This window comes from Pseudomonas sp. SK3(2021), from assembly GCF_016772375.1.
Taxonomy (GTDB): Bacteria; Pseudomonadota; Gammaproteobacteria; order Pseudomonadales; family Pseudomonadaceae; genus Aquipseudomonas; species Aquipseudomonas chlororaphis_I.
Window position 1 is genome coordinate 5,877,932 of the sequence record NZ_CP061943.1, and the last position, 15,476, is coordinate 5,893,407.

A 15,476-nucleotide genomic window follows, 5' to 3' on the forward strand; every position below is an offset into this window, starting at 1 on the left:
GAAAGACCTTTCAAGCCCCAAGGAATCGGTGGCCCGGAATATTTATCGCGAGCAAGCTCGCTCCTACACCTGGCGGCGTCAGAAGCCTGCCGGGGTCGAGCGCGCGACTATCGCCTCGACATCCAGCCCCCGCGGCAAGGTGCCGTAGACCCTTCCTCCCGAACCCAGGCGACTGGCGATAAAGGCATCGCTGACCACCGCGTTGCCGGCTTCCAGCAACAGCTTGGCCTGCAGGCCCGAGGCGATGTCCTCGGTCAGTTGGCGGGCACGGAACTGAATGTCGTCGGTGTCCTGGAAGGCGCCTTTCAGGTTGGCGATATGCGCGGCCAGGCGCCTGTCGCCATGGCCGTCGCCCAGCTCGGCGAACAGCGCATCGAGTACGCCCGGTTCCTTGGACAAGGCACGCAGCACGTCCAGGCACTGCACGTTGCCGGAGCCTTCCCAGGTCGAGTTGACCGGTGCTTCGCGGTACAGCCGCGGCAGGATGCTCTCCTCGACATAACCGGCGCCGCCCATGCACTCGGCTGCCTCGTTGATCATCGCCGGGGCCCGCTTGCAGATCCAGTACTTGCCCACCGCCGTCACCAGTCGCGAGAACATTGCTTCTTGCGGATCATCCAGGTTGTCCAGTGCGCGTCCCATGCGCAGGCTCAAGGCCAACGCCGCTTCGCTTTCCAGCGCCAGGTCGGCCAGCACGTTCTGCATCAAGGGCTGCTCGCTGAGCAGCCGCCCCCCCACCAGCCGATGGGCACAGTGATGGCTGGCCTGGGTCAGCGCCTGGCGCATCAGCGAGCTGGAACCGACCATGCAATCGAAGCGGGTCATGGCCACCATCTCGATGATGGTCGGCACACCACGGCCCTCTTCACCGACCATCCACGCCAGGGCCCCGCGGAACTCCACTTCGCTGGAGGCATTGGAGCAGTTGCCGAGTTTGTTTTTCAGGCGCTGGATATAGAACTGGTTGCGGCTGTCATCCGGACGGTGGCGAGGCAACAGGAAGCAGGTCAGGCCCTTTTCGGTCTGGGCCAGGGTCAGGAAGGCGTCGCACATCGGCGCCGAGCAGAACCACTTATGCCCCACCAATTCATAGGCTTGCCCCGGCCCCGTAGCGCCCACCGGATACGCCTTGGTGGTGTTGGCGCGCACATCGGTACCGCCCTGTTTCTCGGTCATCGCCATGCCGATGGTGACGCCAGGCTTGTGGGCCATGCCGACATTGCGCGGGTCATATTCGGTGGCGAGGACTTTCGGCAGCCATTGCTCGGCGAGGTCCGGTTGCAGTTTCAGCGCCGGCACACAGGCGAAGGTCATGGTCAGCGGGCAACCGCTACCGGCCTCGGCCTGGCTGTGCAGATAGGTCATGGCGGCACGGGCGACATGCGCCCCGGATTGCGGATGAGCCCAGGGCAAGGATGTCAGGCCGTGCTCGATGGCAGTCCGCATCAACTCGTGATACGCCGGATGAAACTCCACCAGGTCGAGGCGATGACCGTAACGGTCATGGCTGGTGAACACCGGCTTGTTCTGGTTGGCCAGGAACCCCGCTTCCATCAGCGGCCCACCGGCCAGGGCACCGTAGGCGTCGATCCGCGATTCGGCCCAGCCGGCGCCAAAACGCCGCGCCCACTCCTGCAACGGCAGATCGATTCGATAGAGGTTGGTACCGTCCAGGGAAGGTGGCTGGTTGGTGACTTCGTGGGTCTCGGCGAACTGGTGCAGGTTCATGTCGGGGCTCCTTGAGGGGTGTGCCAGAACCTCAGTTAAGCACCCCCTCCCCGACGAACAAAGTGGCATACCCGCCTAAATGCCGGCGCTTTCGCCCTGTTCCGGAGCCAGTACGCGACGCGCCAGAACGCCTTGCAACTCCTCGAATTTCACCGGCCTGGAAAGGTAATCGAGCAGGCAGCGCTCAGCCTCCAGGCCATGCGCCGAGGCCGATACCAGCAGCACCGGCAACCCGGCGCAACCCGGCATGCCATGCACCTGGTCGTACAGCTTGAGTGCCTCGGCCTGCTCGATCTGGCAATCGAGCAATATCGCGTCCACCGACTCTCGGCGCAACAACGCCAGCGCCCCGCGAGCGTTCTCCGCCGTGCGCACCTGATACCCCAGCTTGAGCAGCATGCCGCGGATCACCAACTGATTGATGCTGTTGTCGTCCACCAGCAGCACGCTGCAATCCTGCGGCATGCGCCGGGCGGAACGGACACGCAAGGCCGGCTGGGAAACCATCGGCTGCTCGCCGTCCAGATCGAAGGTCACCTCCAGGCGGAAACAGCTGCCGCGCCCCGGCTCCGATTCGTGGGTCAGATGGCCACCCAACAGATCCACCAGTTGCCGACAGATCGCCAGCCCCACGCCCAGCCCGCCGTATTCACGGGTCATCGAACCATCGAGCTGGAAGAAACGCTGATACAACGAAGCCTCATCGAGATTGACGAAACCGATGCCGGTATCGATCACCGCGAAGGTCATCGTCAGCCGTCCCGGCGCCGGCTTGCCGGTCACTCGCAGGACCAGGCCACCCACCCGGGTGAACTTGATGGCATTGTCCAGCAGGCACTCCAGGCACTGGCTCAACTTGCCGCGATCGCCCAACAGCCGATCGGGCAGCCCGGCGGCCAGGTCGACATCGAAACCCAGTCCCTTGGCCGAGGCATTGGCGGAAAACTGGCCCTGCAAGGCATCGAGCAGCGAACGCAGGCTGAAGGTCTCGCGCTGGGCACTGAGCTTGCCAGCCTGCAGCTCGGTCAGGGTCAGGATGCCGTTGACCATGCGCATCATGTCCCGGGCCGAACCGGCGGCGGTCTGCTGGTATTGCTCCAGCTCCGGGTCGAGATCGACGGTCTGCATCAGCTCCAGGGAACCGATCACCCCATTCATCGGCGTGCGCAGTTCATGGGTCAGGGTGGCGAGGAATTCATCCTTGAGCCGGTTGCTGTGGGCCAGTTGCTGGTTGAGCACTTCGAGCTTCTGCCCGGCATCGAACAGGGTCTGGGCCTGCTGCTCGCGCATCGAGTTGATACGGTCGGCCAGGGCCAGCGACAACAGCGCCACTTCGATGGCCGAACCGATCTGGCTGGAATACATGGTCAGGAACATATTCGGCAGATAGCCCAGCACCATCAGGGTATTGATGATCCCGCCCACCAGGAACGCCGACCAGGCGATGATGAAGTAACGCGCCACGCGCATGCCGCGGCACCAGGCGACGATGCCGGAGACGAAGATCACCACGGTAAAGACCAGCGCCAGGGCCGTGGCCAGACGCAACGCCAGGGCGTAGCTGGTCATCAGCGACAGGGCCACCACCACGGTGCTGCACAGGATCAGCCCCAGCAGCAGGCGATCGACCCAGCGGCTGTGGCGGGCGGTCTGCAGGAAACTGCGGGCGAACTGGCTGCCGAACAAGGCCGCCGCGCCAATGAAGAATGGCGTCGCCGCGTTGGCCCACCACGGGTTGTCCGGCCAGAAGTACTCCACCGCGGCGCCGTTCACCGACAGCTGGTACAGCCCGAACGAGGCGATGTAGAGGATGTAATAGAGGTAACTGGTATCGCGCACGCTCAGGTAAATGAACAGGTTGTAGACCAGCATTCCCAGCAGCACGCCGTAGATCAGGCCGAGCACATACAGGCGCACCGGCTGCGCTTCCAGGTATGCCGTGCTGGACCACAGCGTCACCGGCGCCTGGACCGAGCCCTGGCTCTGCAGGCGCAGGAAGAGGGTCTTTTGTTCGTAGGGCGCGAAGCTCAGGTCGAACAGGTAATTGTTCTGGCGGATCTGCCGGCTGTCGAACGGCAAGGCATCGCCGGTGCGTTGGGCCAGACGGTAGCCACCGGCTTCATCGGGCACATACAGCTCCAGATGATCGAGCGGCGGATAAGCCAGCTCCAGCAGCCAGGCGTGTCGTATGGAAGGGTTGGCGGGACGGTAGCCGAGGTCGATTTTCAGCCAGAATGCCGAGCGGGAGTAACCGGCGTTGAGGGTAGCCTTGTCATGGGTCTTGAAACTGCCGGCCATGGCCGGTGCGCTGACATCCGCGATCGTTGCCTGACCACTCGCGTCTTCAAACACCTGCATCACCCGCCCCAAGGGCAGGCTCTGGGTGAACTCGTCGAACTCGACCGCGCCAGCCAGCATCGGCAAGCTCAACAGCAACATCAGCAAATAGCGCATAAAGCCCCAGCATGGCCTGTCCGGTGGTGTCAGGAAGCCCCCCATTTCCCTTTGAGTAGACGTGAAACCGGCATGACCTGTTATTGGTTTGGATCCACTCTAGCATAGCCGTTGACGACCAATGAACACCACGGAAAATTTTAGTCTAAAGGCTCTAGAACGGGCATTTCAGCGCTACCCATTGATCTAGAGCTGTTGCTTCGGTCAACTTGCCGGCAAGGCGGAAAAACCAGCCCTGTCCAACACGCGAGGAGCCGTGCAAAAAAGACGTTTGGTGGTAAGCTCGCGCACCATGAATATCTACAGCTCTCGCCCCGTTGTCCTCTGTCTCTCCGGCCACGACCCCAGTGGTGGCGCCGGCCTGCAGGCAGATATCGAAGCCCTGCTCGCCCAGGGTTGCCATGCAGCTCCCGCTGTGACCGCGCTGACCGTGCAGGATACGGTCAACGTCAGCGACTTCCGCGTGCTCGATCGCCAGTGGGTGCTGGCCCAGGCCAACGCCGTGCTCAACGACTCCGCAGTCGCCGCGGTCAAGCTGGGCATGCTCGGTTCGCTGGAAATGGTCGACACCGTGGTCGAGCTGTTGCAGGCACACCCGCATCTGCCGATGGTCTGCGACCCGGTATTGCGCGCCGGCGGCGGTGGACGCCTGGGCAAGGACGAGGTCGGCTACGCCATGCGTGAATGCCTGCTGCCACTGGCGACCATCGCCACCCCGAATCTTCCGGAAGCACGGATCCTCGCCGAATTACCCGAAGGCAGCGCGGACCAGTGCGCGGAAAAGCTCCTGCCGTTCGTCAAGCACCTGCTGATCACCGGCGGCCATGGCGACGAGCATGAAGTGCATAATCGCCTGTACAGCCGCGACGGCAGCCGTCACACCTACACCTGTCAGCGTCTGCCGGGCAGCTACCACGGTTCCGGTTGTACCCTGGCCAGCGCTCTGGCCGGACGCCTGGCCCTGGGCGAAAACCTGGCCAGCGCCGTGAAGTCGGCCCTCGATTACACCTGGCGCACCCTGCGCGACGCCGAGCAACTGGGCCAAGGCCAGTTCGTACCGCGCCGCCTGCCGCTGGACTTCTGCTCGTAAGCCATGAGGCTCGCTCGATGAAACTACGTGGTCTGTATGCCATTACCGACAGCCAACTATTGGCCGGCAAATTCCTGCAGTACGTGGAGGCGGCGCTGGACGGTGGCGTGACCCTCCTGCAATACCGCGACAAGAGCAGCGACGAGGCCCGGCGCCTGCGCGAAGCCGAAGCCCTGCACAGCTTGTGCGAGCGCTACAAGACCCAACTGATCATCAACGACGATGCCGAACTGGCCGCGCGCATTGGCGTCGGCGTGCACCTGGGCCAGACCGATGGCCCGCTGACTCCGGCCCGCGCCCTGCTCGGCCGCCAGGCAATCATCGGCTCGACCTGCCACGCCCAATTGGATCTGGCCGAGCAAGCCGCCAGAGAGGGCGCCAGCTATGTCGCCTTCGGTCGCTTCTTCAACTCCAACACCAAGCCCGGCGCACCGGCGGCCAACCTGGAGCTGCTGGACCAGGCCCGCACCCGGCTGCACCTGCCGATCTGCGCGATCGGCGGCATCACCCTGGAGAACGCCGCGCCGCTGGTCGCCCATGGCGTCGACCTGCTGGCCGTGGTCCATGGCCTGTTCGGCGCCGACAGCGCCCAGGAAGTGACCCGCCGTGCCCGCGCCTTCAACGCCCTCTTCTAACCGCTGATTTCCGAGAGCCCGATCATGTCTCGTTCCGAAACCCTGTTTGCCAATGCTCAGAAACACATCCCCGGTGGCGTGAACTCGCCCGTGCGCGCGTTCAAGAGCGTGGGCGGCACGCCGCTGTTCTTCAAGCACGCCGAAGGCGCCTACGTCACCGACGAAGACGACAAGCGTTATGTGGACTATGTCGGCTCCTGGGGGCCGATGATCCTCGGCCACAGCCATCCGGACGTGCTGGACGCGGTACGCAAACAGCTGGAACACGGCCTGTCCTACGGCGCCCCGACCGCCATGGAAACCGAAATGGCCGACCTGGTCTGTTCCATCGTGCCGTCCATGGAAATGGTGCGCATGGTCAGCTCCGGCACCGAAGCGACCATGAGCGCGATCCGCCTGGCCCGTGGCTTCACCGGCCGCGACAGCATCATCAAGTTCGAAGGCTGCTACCACGGCCACTCCGACAGCCTGCTGGTCAAGGCCGGCTCCGGCGCACTGACCCAGGGCGTACCAAGCTCGGCTGGCGTACCGGCGGCCTTCGCCAGACACACCCTGACCCTGCCGTTCAACGACATCGACGCGGTTGAGAAGATGCTCGCCGAAGTCGGCCAGGAAGTGGCCTGCATCATCGTCGAGCCAGTGGCCGGCAACATGAACTGCGTGCCTCCGGCCCCGGGCTTCCTCGAAGGCCTGCGCAGCCTGTGCGACAAGCACGGCGTGGTGCTGATCTTCGACGAAGTGATGACCGGTTTCCGTGTCGCCCTGGGCGGCGCCCAGGCGCACTACGGGGTTACCCCGGACCTGTCCACCTTCGGCAAGATCATCGGCGGCGGCATGCCAGTGGGCTGCTTCGGCGGCAAACGCAAGATCATGGAACACATCGCACCGTTGGGCCCGGTCTACCAGGCCGGCACCCTGTCGGGCAACCCGCTGGCCATGGCCGCCGGCCTGACCACCCTGCGCCTGATCAGCCGCCCAGGCTTCCATGCCGAGCTGAGCGACTACACCAGCCGCCTGCTCGACGGCCTGCAGCAACGCGCTGACGCCGCCGGCATCCCGTTCGTGACCACCCAGGCGGGCGGCATGTTCGGCCTGTACTTCAGCGGCGCCGACGACATTGTCACTTTCGACGACGTGATGGCCAGCGACGCCAACCTGTTCAAACGCTTCTTCCACCTGATGCTCGAAGGCGGTGTCTACCTGGCCCCGAGCGCCTTCGAAGCCGGCTTCACCTCGATCGCCCACGGCGACGCCGAGCTGAAGCTGACCCTGGACGCGGCCGAACGCGCTTTCGCCGCCCTGAAGTAATCTTCCCCTGCCAAACCGGCGCCAGCGCTTCCTGGTGCCGGTTTTACGCGGCATTTGCGCCCCAACTCCCGAAACAGCCCCGAAAGCGGCAGATATCGCGTCCGCGCAGCAGAAAAACGAGTAAAGACTTTGTAAGGTTGGCCCTGCTTATTTCATAATGCGCGCTTATTGGATCCCTCGACGGGTCCGCGCGCCCTTCAGAGGTAAGTCGATTCCCATGAACCGCACCGGCCGCGCCCTTGCACTGGGCTGCCTGTTGCTCCTTCAGCCCCTGCTCGCGCATGCACAAGCAGGCGGCAACTCGTTGTTGATCCCAGCGATGGGTCGCTGCACCCTCAATACTCAGTCACAAGATCTGTCCGAGGCCCTGGCGGTCTGCCAGAAGGCGGCTGACGAAGGGGATGCGCAAGCGCAATACGAGTTGGGCGAGTTCTACTACGAAGGTAAAAATACCCAGCGCGATCTCAATCAGGCCCTGAGCTACTTTGAAAAGGCCTCGCTGCAAGGCCACGCCCAGGCGCAATTCAAGCTCGGCACCATGTTCTTCCGCGGCGAAGGCGTACCGGCCAACAACGTCCAGGCCTATATCGTGCTGAAGATGGCGGCGGTCAACGGCGCCGAAGAGGCACTGGACACGGCCGACGAAGTAGCCGAGCACATGCAGCGCGATGAGCTGGAAGTCGCCACCCAGGTGCTGGGGCAGATTTTCCGCAAGTACCTGATGGAATTGCAGAGCGCCGACGGGCGTTCGCCCTTCTCGCCCCTGCCTTGATGGCATCGCGAGCACGCTTGCTCGCGATAGCCCACTCGATACAGCCCTTACTTCTCAGGCATCGGCATCGGAAACGGCATGACGTTGCTCATGCCACGCGCCTCGCTGATCTTCGGCGTACCCAGGCGCTCGACCTCGTCGATGCGCACGATCGAATGCATCGGCACAAAGCTGCGCACCACGCCTTCGAACTGGGCCTTGAGCTTCTCTTCGCTCGGATCGACGACCACTTGCGTGCGCTCGCCAAAGACGAACTCTTCCACCTCCAGGAAACCCCACAGATCACTTTGATAGATCTGCTTGGCGTACATTTCGAACACCTGTCCCTGGTTGAGGAAAATCACCTTGTAGATTGGAGCTTCGCGTTTGGTCATGGTGGGCGGGTAACACATCGGGGGATATAAAAGAGGGCGCGAACTATAGCATAGCCACCGGACGCGTAGCGGTAGGAACCTCGGAGCATGTTCCCTATAATGCGCGGTTCTTTGAATCACGTGATGACCCCTTCCATGGCCAAGAAGCTTTACATAGAAACCCACGGTTGCCAGATGAACGAGTACGACAGCTCGCGCATGGTCGATCTGCTGGGTGAACACCAGGCCCTGGAAGTCACCGCCCGCGCCGAAGACGCGGACGTCATCCTGCTCAACACCTGCTCGATCCGCGAACGAGCCCAGGACCGGGTGTATTCCCAACTGGGACGCTGGCGCGAGCTGAAGCTGGCCAACCCGGAGATGGTCATCGCCGTCGGCGGTTGCGTGGCCAGCCAGGAAGGCGCGGCCATCCGTGACCGGGCGCCGTACGTCGACGTGGTCTTCGGCCCACAGACCCTGCACCGCCTGCCGGAAATGATCGATGCCGCCCGCAGCAGCAAGCTGCCGCAGGTCGACGTCTCGTTCCCGGAAATCGAGAAGTTCGACCACCTGCCAGAGCCGCGCATCGACGGCCCGAGCGCTTATGTCTCGGTGATGGAAGGCTGCAGCAAGTACTGCACTTTCTGCGTGGTGCCTTACACCCGTGGCGAGGAAGTCAGCCGGCCGTTCGACGACGTGATCTCCGAAATCATCCACCTGGCGGAAAACGGCGTGCGTGAAGTCACCCTGCTGGGACAGAACGTCAACGGCTACCGCGGCCAGACCCATGATGGCCGCCTGGCCGACCTCGCCGAACTGATCCGCGTGGTCGCGGCGGTCGATGGCATCGAGCGCATCCGCTACACCACCTCCCACCCGCTGGAGTTCTCCGACAGCCTGATCCAGGCCCACGCCGAAGTGCCGGAACTGGTGAAACACCTGCATTTGCCAGTGCAATCGGGTTCCGACCGGATCCTGGCGGCCATGAAGCGCAACCATACGGCGCTGGAATACAAGTCCAAGCTGCGCAAACTGCGCGCCGCCGTGCCAGGCATCTGCATCAGCTCGGACTTCATCGTCGGCTTCCCCGGCGAAACCGAAAAAGACTTCGAACAAACCATGAAGCTGATCGAAGACGTCGGCTTCGACTTCTCCTACTCGTTCGTCTACAGCCAACGCCCGGGCACCCCGGCGGCCGATCTGGCGGACGACACCCCGGAAGAGTTGAAAAAAGAACGCCTGAATGCGCTGCAACACCGGTTGAATCAGCAAGGATTCGAAATCAGCCGACAGATGGTCGGCTCTATCCAGCGCATCCTCGTCACCGACTACTCGAAGAAAGACCCGGGCGAACTCCAGGGGCGGACCGAGAACAACCGCATCGTCAACTTCCGCTGCGACAACCCGACCCTGATCGGCCAGTTTGCCGACGTGCATATCGACTCCGCCCAGCCTCACTCGTTGCGCGGATCGCTGCTGTAATAACCTGCGGCCGATACTGGCTGACCAGCGGTAACGACCTCGGGCACGCCATCGCCGGGAAGCCGGCTTCCAAGGAAAATGTGGCGAAAGACATTGCTTCGTATAAGAGCTTTCGCACCCAGGCCACTGGCGTTATCCTTGAATTCATCCTTTATTGCCGTTGGGCGGCTAAAAAACGACCTTGAACGCACCCATAGAACCACATCGTTTCATCCTCGAGCCCTTTGAGGCTCGCCGCTTCGCCAATCTATGCGGGCAATTCGACGAGCATTTGCGCTTGATCGAACAACGCCTGACCATCGAGATCCGCAACCGCGGCAATCAGTTCGAACTGATCGGCGAACCCAAGCACACCACCTCCGCGGAAAACCTCCTGCGCCGCCTTTACCGGGAAACCAAGGGTACCGAGCTGTCGCCGGACATGGTGCACCTGTTCCTCCAGGAATCCGCCGTCGAAGAACTGGACAATCACCCTGTCGCCGAAGCGGCCGTAGCCCTGCGCACCAAAAAAGGCATGATTCGCCCACGCGGCTTGAATCAGCAGCGCTACGTCAAGGAAATCCTCGGCAACGACATCAACTTCGGCATCGGCCCGGCCGGTACCGGCAAGACCTACCTGGCCGTGGCCTGCGCGGTAGATGCGCTGGAGCGCGAGCAGGTACGGCGCATCCTGCTGGTGCGCCCGGCGGTCGAAGCCGGCGAGAAGCTCGGCTTCCTGCCCGGCGACCTGGCCCAGAAGATCGACCCGTACCTGCGCCCGTTGTATGACGCGCTGTATGAAATGCTCGGCTTCGAACACGTCGCCAAGCTGATCGAGCGCCAGGTCATCGAGATTGCGCCACTGGCCTACATGCGCGGCCGTACGCTGAACAACAGCTTCATCATCCTCGACGAAAGCCAGAACACCACCGTCGAGCAAATGAAGATGTTCCTGACCCGGATCGGCTTCGGCTCCACCGCCGTGATCACGGGTGACATCACCCAGGTCGACCTGCCCAAGGGCACCAAGTCCGGCCTGGCCCATGTGATCAACGTCCTCAAGGATGTCCCGGGCATCAGCTTCACTCACTTCATGCCCAAGGACGTGGTGCGCCATCCGCTGGTGCAACGCATTGTCGAAGCCTACGAGCGCTTCGAGCAGCGCGTGGCCGACGAATCCGCCCAATCCGCCGCGGAAAAAGGCAATCGCCACGATGCTTGAGCTTGATCTGCAGCTTGAAAGCCGGGGAACTGCTCCCAGCGAAGCCCTGTTCCGCCAATGGTGTGAGCTGGCCCTGCGCCAGCGCACCGCCGACTCGGAACTGACCATCCGCCTGGTGGACGAGCCCGAAGGCCGCGAACTGAACCGCACCTGGCGGCAGAAGGACTATGCCACCAACGTCCTGTCGTTCCCCGCCGATGTGCCGGACGAGCTGCTGGACATTCCATTGCTCGGCGACCTGGTGATCTGTGTCGAAGTGGTCGAGCGCGAAGCCGCCGAACAAGGCAAGGACCTCCAGGCCCACTGGGCCCATCTGGTGATTCACGGCTGCTTGCATCTATTGGGTTACGACCATATAGATGACGACGAAGCCGAAGAAATGGAAGCACTGGAACGAACGTTGCTTGCAGAACTGGGTCATCCCGACCCTTATGCGGACGACGAAACCGAAGAACATCCATCTGTAACAACCAAGGATTTAGAGTAATCGCTATGAGCGAAGACCGATCGAGCAGCGGGCAAAAGTCGTGGCTGGGAAAACTGACCCAGGCTTTTGCCCATGAGCCGAAAAACCGCCAGGAGCTGCTGGAGCTGCTGCGCGAAGCCCATCAGAACAAGTTGCTGGACAGCGAAGCGCTGGCCATCGTCGAAGGCGCCATCCAGGTCGCCGACCTGCAGGTACGGGACATCATGGTTCCGCGCTCGCAGATGATCAGCATCAAGGCGACCCAGACTCCCCGCGAATTCCTGCCGTCCGTCCTCGATTCCGCGCACTCGCGGTATCCGGTGATCGGCGAAAGCCATGACGACGTCATGGGCGTTCTGCTGGCCAAGGACCTGCTGCCGCTGATCCTCAAGGAGAACGGCGACAGCTTCAACATCAAGGACCTGCTGCGTCCGGCGACCTTCGTGCCCGAGTCCAAGCGCCTGAACGTGCTGCTGCGCGAGTTCCGCGCCAACCACAACCACATGGCCATCGTCATCGACGAATACGGCGGCGTGGCGGGGCTGGTGACCATCGAGGACGTGTTGGAACAGATCGTCGGCGATATCGAGGACGAGCACGACGTCGAGGAAGACAGCTACATCAAGCCGCTGCCGAGCGGCGACTTCCTGATCAAGGCGCTGACGCCGATCGAGAACTTCAACGAGTTTTTCGACAGCGAGTTCTCCGACGACGAATTCGACACCGTCGGCGGCCTGGTGATGAGCGCGTTCGGGCACCTGCCCAAACGCAACGAAATCACCGAAATCGGTGCCTATCGCTTCCGTATCCTGAATGCCGACAGCCGTCGGATTCATCTGCTGCGACTAACACCTATCCCCCGCTAAGGAAAAGGCGTGCCACCTGCTCTTTCCCGCGTCGCGTTGTCACCTGAAAGCTGGCCAGGCAAGGCGCAGTCCGCAGGGAATGGCATTCCCTTTCCAAGGACTGCAACGCAGCCTGGCCAGCGTTCAGGCACAACCCGAAGGGTCGGGCCTGCTGTTGCGCGGGGCTGGGTTACTCGTCGTTCATTTGAAAAAACCAAACCACACTCCTCGCGCCCTGCCTTGCGCAACAGCAGGCTCCGGCGCGACACAGGAAAGAGCAGATGACACGCCTCTTGCTGCGCTTAACCCGCCCCGGCTGGCCCGGTAACCTGCTGGCCATGGCGGCTGGTGCAATCACCACCCTGGCCCTGGCACCGTACGACATCTGGCCGTTGGCACTGCTGGCGGTCGGCTTCTTTTATGCCGGTCTGCGCGAGCTGAGCCCGCGCCAGGCACTGTGGCGCGGCTGGTGTTTCGGCTTCGGTCTGTTTGCCGCCGGCACCAGCTGGATCTACGTCAGCATCCATACCTACGGTGGCGCCTCGGTGCTGCTGGCCAGTTTGCTGATGCTGGCCTTCATTGCCGCCATCGCCTTCTTTTTCGCCTTGCCGGCCTGGCTCTGGGCACGCTGGCTGCGTCGTAATGAGGCGCCCCTCGCCGACGCCCTGGCCTTCGCCGCCCTCTGGGTAGGGCAGGAAGCCTTCCGCGGCTGGTTCCTGACAGGTTTCCCCTGGCTCTACTCCGGCTACAGCCAGCTCGACGGCCCCCTGGCTGGCCTGGCCCCGCTGGGGGGCATGTGGCTGATCTCCTTTACCCTGGCGCTGACCGCCGCCCTGCTCTACAACCTGCCCGGCCTGATCCGTGCCGGACGCAAGGGGTTTACCGCCGCCGGCCTGGTGCTGCTGGTTGCCCCCTGGGTGATCGGCATCGCGCTCAAGGGACACGCCTGGACCAGCCCGTCGGGCGAGCCGCTGAGCGTGGCGGCGATCCAGGGCAATATCGAACAGAGCCTGAAATGGGACCCCGCACAACTCAACTCCCAGTTGGCGCTATACCGCGACCTGAGCTTCGGCTCCAAGCGCGTGGATCTGCTGGTGTGGCCGGAAACCGCGGTGCCGGTGCTCAAGGAGTCGGCCGAAGGTTATCTGAACATGATGGGCAACTTCGCCGCCGACCGGCATTCGGCGCTGATTACCGGCGTACCGATCCGCCAGGAAGTGCACCACCAGAAACGCTACTTCAACGGGATTACCGTGGTCGGCGAAGGCGATGGCGAATACCTCAAGCAGAAGCTCGTGCCATTCGGAGAGTACGTGCCCCTGCAAGACCTATTGCGCGGCCTGATCGCGTTCTTCGACCTGCCCATGTCGGACTTCGCCCGTGGCCCCGCCGACCAGCCCTTGCTGCAAGCCAAGGGCTACCAGATCGCGCCGTTCATCTGCTATGAGGTGGTGTATCCGGAATTCGCCGCCAGCCTGTCAGCCCGCAGCGACCTGCTGCTGACCATCAGCAACGACACCTGGTTCGGCACTTCGATCGGCCCGCTGCAACACTTGCAGATGGCCCAGATGCGCGCCCTGGAAGCCGGCCGCTGGATGATCCGCGCCACCAACAACGGGGTGACCGGCCTGATCGATCCGTTCGGCAAGATCACCGTGCAGATTCCACAGTTCGAACGCGGAATTCTTTATGGCGAAGTGGTGCCGATGCACAACCTGACGCCTTACCTGCAATGGCGCTCCTGGCCCCTGATCATCCTGAGCGTCCTGCTGTTCGGCTGGGCCCTGCTGGCCAGTCGGATCGCCAAGACCGTCTGACCTCATCGCGAGCCTGCTCGCTCCTGCCGGGGATTTGCGATTCCCGTGGGAGCGGACTGGCTCGAGATGAACCTAGTCCTCTCCACGATAAAACAGCTTGTAGCCCACCAGCCCCACCGCCTCGTTCAGCAACTGACCGCTCTGCCAGATTGATTTGAACTCTGGCATCCAGCCGCCCAGCGGCCTGGCGTTATCCACCCCGAGGAATCCCACCGGGGCCGGCACCACGCTGAATCCTGCCTGCTCGAAACTCCAGACAGCCCGCTGCATATGCCAGGCCTGGGTGACCAGCACCACACGCTTGACGCCTTGCGGCTCCAGCACCTGCGCGGTGAATTGGGCGTTTTCCCAGGTCGTGCGGCTGCGCCCTTCCTGCCAGCGCACCTTCACGTCGAAATCGTCCAACAGCGACTCGGCCATCAGCGCCGCCTCCGTAGGCGGCGTGCCGTAGTGCAAGCCTCCGCTGGTCAGGACCGGCAACCCGGAAGCCTTGGCCAGGCGCGCCGCGTAACGCTGGCGCTCGAGCCCGACCCCAGTCGGCTGGTCGGAGCCCCAGGCCGGATCGCCCCGCTCCCGTCCCGAGCCCAGCACCACGATCGCATCGGCTTGTTCGGCCAGGGTCGACCACTGGCTTTGCGTCAGCGCCGGCTCACTTTCCAAGGCACTCGCGCCCCACTCCACCATCACAGGCAGGCTCATCAACCAGAACCCGCCCAGGCCGAGGGTAAAACACACGCCGGCCAATCGCGGCCTCGAGCGGCGAAACCACCAGGCGAACAGAAGCAACAGCAACAGAAGGCCTGGCGGCAGGAGTAGTTGTTTGACGAAATAACGAAAAGGCATCGAGCATCTCCAAAGATGCTCGAAGCCTAAGTGGGTAAAAGCAAAGCAACAACAGATACGAAACAGATTTTATGCACGAGGTACGCGGCGTTGACGCTGCGCAGATGCCCGAATGGGCTGCGCAGACTCACTTGAAGTGCAGGGATCGGACCTTTACCGCATCCCGGGCGGGCACCTTGTCTTTCAACCAGATGACCTTGGCCGAATGAGGAGTCACTTCGTGCCTCAGGCATTCGAGCACGTTCAATTGCGTCTCACACTCGCTACGATCCAGATAGGCCTTGATCACCTCGAGCTCGGCATGACTCAGGCCCCGCAACTCCAACTCCACAGGACGCTCATTACGCAAGCTCCCTGCCGTTCTCGCTGTATCCAGAGCCAAAGCCAGACGATCTATCAATCGTTCGTACAACTCGGGTTTTGTAACTTTTCGCTGCGACTCAACCATCCACTCACCTCATGAAAGTAAGACTCACTCCCCT

14 protein-coding genes are annotated in these 15,476 nt (G+C 62.7%); 9 read left to right on the forward strand and 5 right to left on the reverse strand.

Features of this window, described 5'->3' with window-relative positions; translation table 11 throughout:
* Positions 1-78 precede the first annotated feature (78 nt).
* Positions 79-1,728 carry an acyl-CoA dehydrogenase family protein gene (locus IF690_RS26070; RefSeq protein ID WP_202698018.1) on the reverse strand — a complete coding sequence of 550 codons (1,650 nt, stop codon included), beginning with the start codon at positions 1,726-1,728 and terminating at the stop codon, positions 79-81.
* A 75-nt stretch (positions 1,729-1,803) separates the two neighbouring features.
* Positions 1,804-4,182: a hybrid sensor histidine kinase/response regulator gene (locus IF690_RS26075; protein ID WP_202698019.1), complete on the reverse strand. Its 2,379-nt coding sequence runs from the start codon at positions 4,180-4,182 to the stop codon at positions 1,804-1,806.
* Between the two features lie 292 nt (positions 4,183-4,474).
* On the opposite strand from IF690_RS26075, the gene IF690_RS26080 reads away from it, so the two are divergent.
* The 4 genes from IF690_RS26080 to IF690_RS26095 all read left to right on the forward strand — a co-directional run bounded on the left by IF690_RS26080 (position 4,475) and on the right by IF690_RS26095 (position 7,987).
* Complete coding sequence (locus IF690_RS26080; RefSeq protein ID WP_202701738.1) at positions 4,475-5,272, forward strand: hydroxymethylpyrimidine/phosphomethylpyrimidine kinase; 798 nt, start codon at positions 4,475-4,477, stop codon at positions 5,270-5,272.
* A 17-nt stretch (positions 5,273-5,289) separates the two neighbouring features.
* Positions 5,290-5,907, forward strand: coding sequence for a thiamine phosphate synthase (gene thiE, locus IF690_RS26085; RefSeq protein ID WP_202698020.1), 618 nt, complete (start codon positions 5,290-5,292; stop codon positions 5,905-5,907).
* Positions 5,908-5,931: 24 nt separating this feature from the next.
* A complete protein-coding gene (gene hemL / locus IF690_RS26090; protein WP_023969266.1) occupies positions 5,932-7,215 on the forward strand; it encodes a glutamate-1-semialdehyde 2,1-aminomutase in 1,284 nt (427 codons plus the stop codon).
* Positions 7,216-7,432: 217 nt separating this feature from the next.
* Positions 7,433-7,987: a tetratricopeptide repeat protein gene (locus IF690_RS26095; RefSeq protein ID WP_202698021.1), complete on the forward strand. Its 555-nt coding sequence runs from the start codon at positions 7,433-7,435 to the stop codon at positions 7,985-7,987.
* Positions 7,988-8,034: 47 nt separating this feature from the next.
* Here IF690_RS26095 and IF690_RS26100 read toward each other — a convergent pair whose 3' ends face one another.
* Positions 8,035-8,361, reverse strand: a complete 327-nt coding sequence (locus IF690_RS26100; protein ID WP_020295297.1) for a DUF1820 family protein — start codon at positions 8,359-8,361, stop codon at positions 8,035-8,037.
* 135 nt (positions 8,362-8,496) lie between these two features.
* Here IF690_RS26100 and miaB point away from each other — a divergent pair, with 135 nt between their 5' ends.
* The 5 genes from miaB (at position 8,497) to lnt (ending at position 14,151) form a co-directional block, all read left to right on the forward strand.
* The gene (gene miaB, locus IF690_RS26105) at positions 8,497-9,822 is read left to right on the forward strand and encodes a tRNA (N6-isopentenyl adenosine(37)-C2)-methylthiotransferase MiaB (protein ID WP_202698022.1); all 1,326 of its coding nucleotides are present in this window, start codon (positions 8,497-8,499) and stop codon (positions 9,820-9,822) included.
* 181 nt (positions 9,823-10,003) lie between these two features.
* Positions 10,004-11,023, forward strand: a complete 1,020-nt coding sequence (locus IF690_RS26110; protein WP_007927082.1) for a PhoH family protein — start codon at positions 10,004-10,006, stop codon at positions 11,021-11,023.
* The gene (gene ybeY, locus IF690_RS26115; RefSeq protein WP_202698023.1) at positions 11,016-11,510 is read left to right on the forward strand and encodes an rRNA maturation RNase YbeY; all 495 of its coding nucleotides are present in this window, start codon (positions 11,016-11,018) and stop codon (positions 11,508-11,510) included. The genes IF690_RS26110 and ybeY overlap by 8 nt, the downstream gene beginning before the upstream one ends.
* Positions 11,511-11,515: 5 nt before the next feature.
* Complete coding sequence (locus tag IF690_RS26120) at positions 11,516-12,355, forward strand: CorC family transporter (protein ID WP_007927086.1); 840 nt, start codon at positions 11,516-11,518, stop codon at positions 12,353-12,355.
* A 260-nt stretch (positions 12,356-12,615) separates the two neighbouring features.
* Positions 12,616-14,151, forward strand: a complete 1,536-nt coding sequence (gene lnt, locus IF690_RS26125) for an apolipoprotein N-acyltransferase (RefSeq protein ID WP_502710156.1) — start codon at positions 12,616-12,618, stop codon at positions 14,149-14,151.
* 72 nt (positions 14,152-14,223) lie between these two features.
* Here the strand turns inward: lnt and IF690_RS26130 are convergent, their stop codons facing one another.
* Together IF690_RS26130 and IF690_RS26135 are read right to left on the reverse strand one after the other, a co-directional pair.
* Complete coding sequence (locus IF690_RS26130; protein WP_202698024.1) at positions 14,224-14,994, reverse strand: YdcF family protein; 771 nt, start codon at positions 14,992-14,994, stop codon at positions 14,224-14,226.
* 127 nt (positions 14,995-15,121) lie between these two features.
* A complete protein-coding gene (locus IF690_RS26135) occupies positions 15,122-15,442 on the reverse strand; it encodes a hypothetical protein (RefSeq protein ID WP_202698025.1) in 321 nt (106 codons plus the stop codon).
* Positions 15,443-15,476 lie beyond the last annotated feature (34 nt).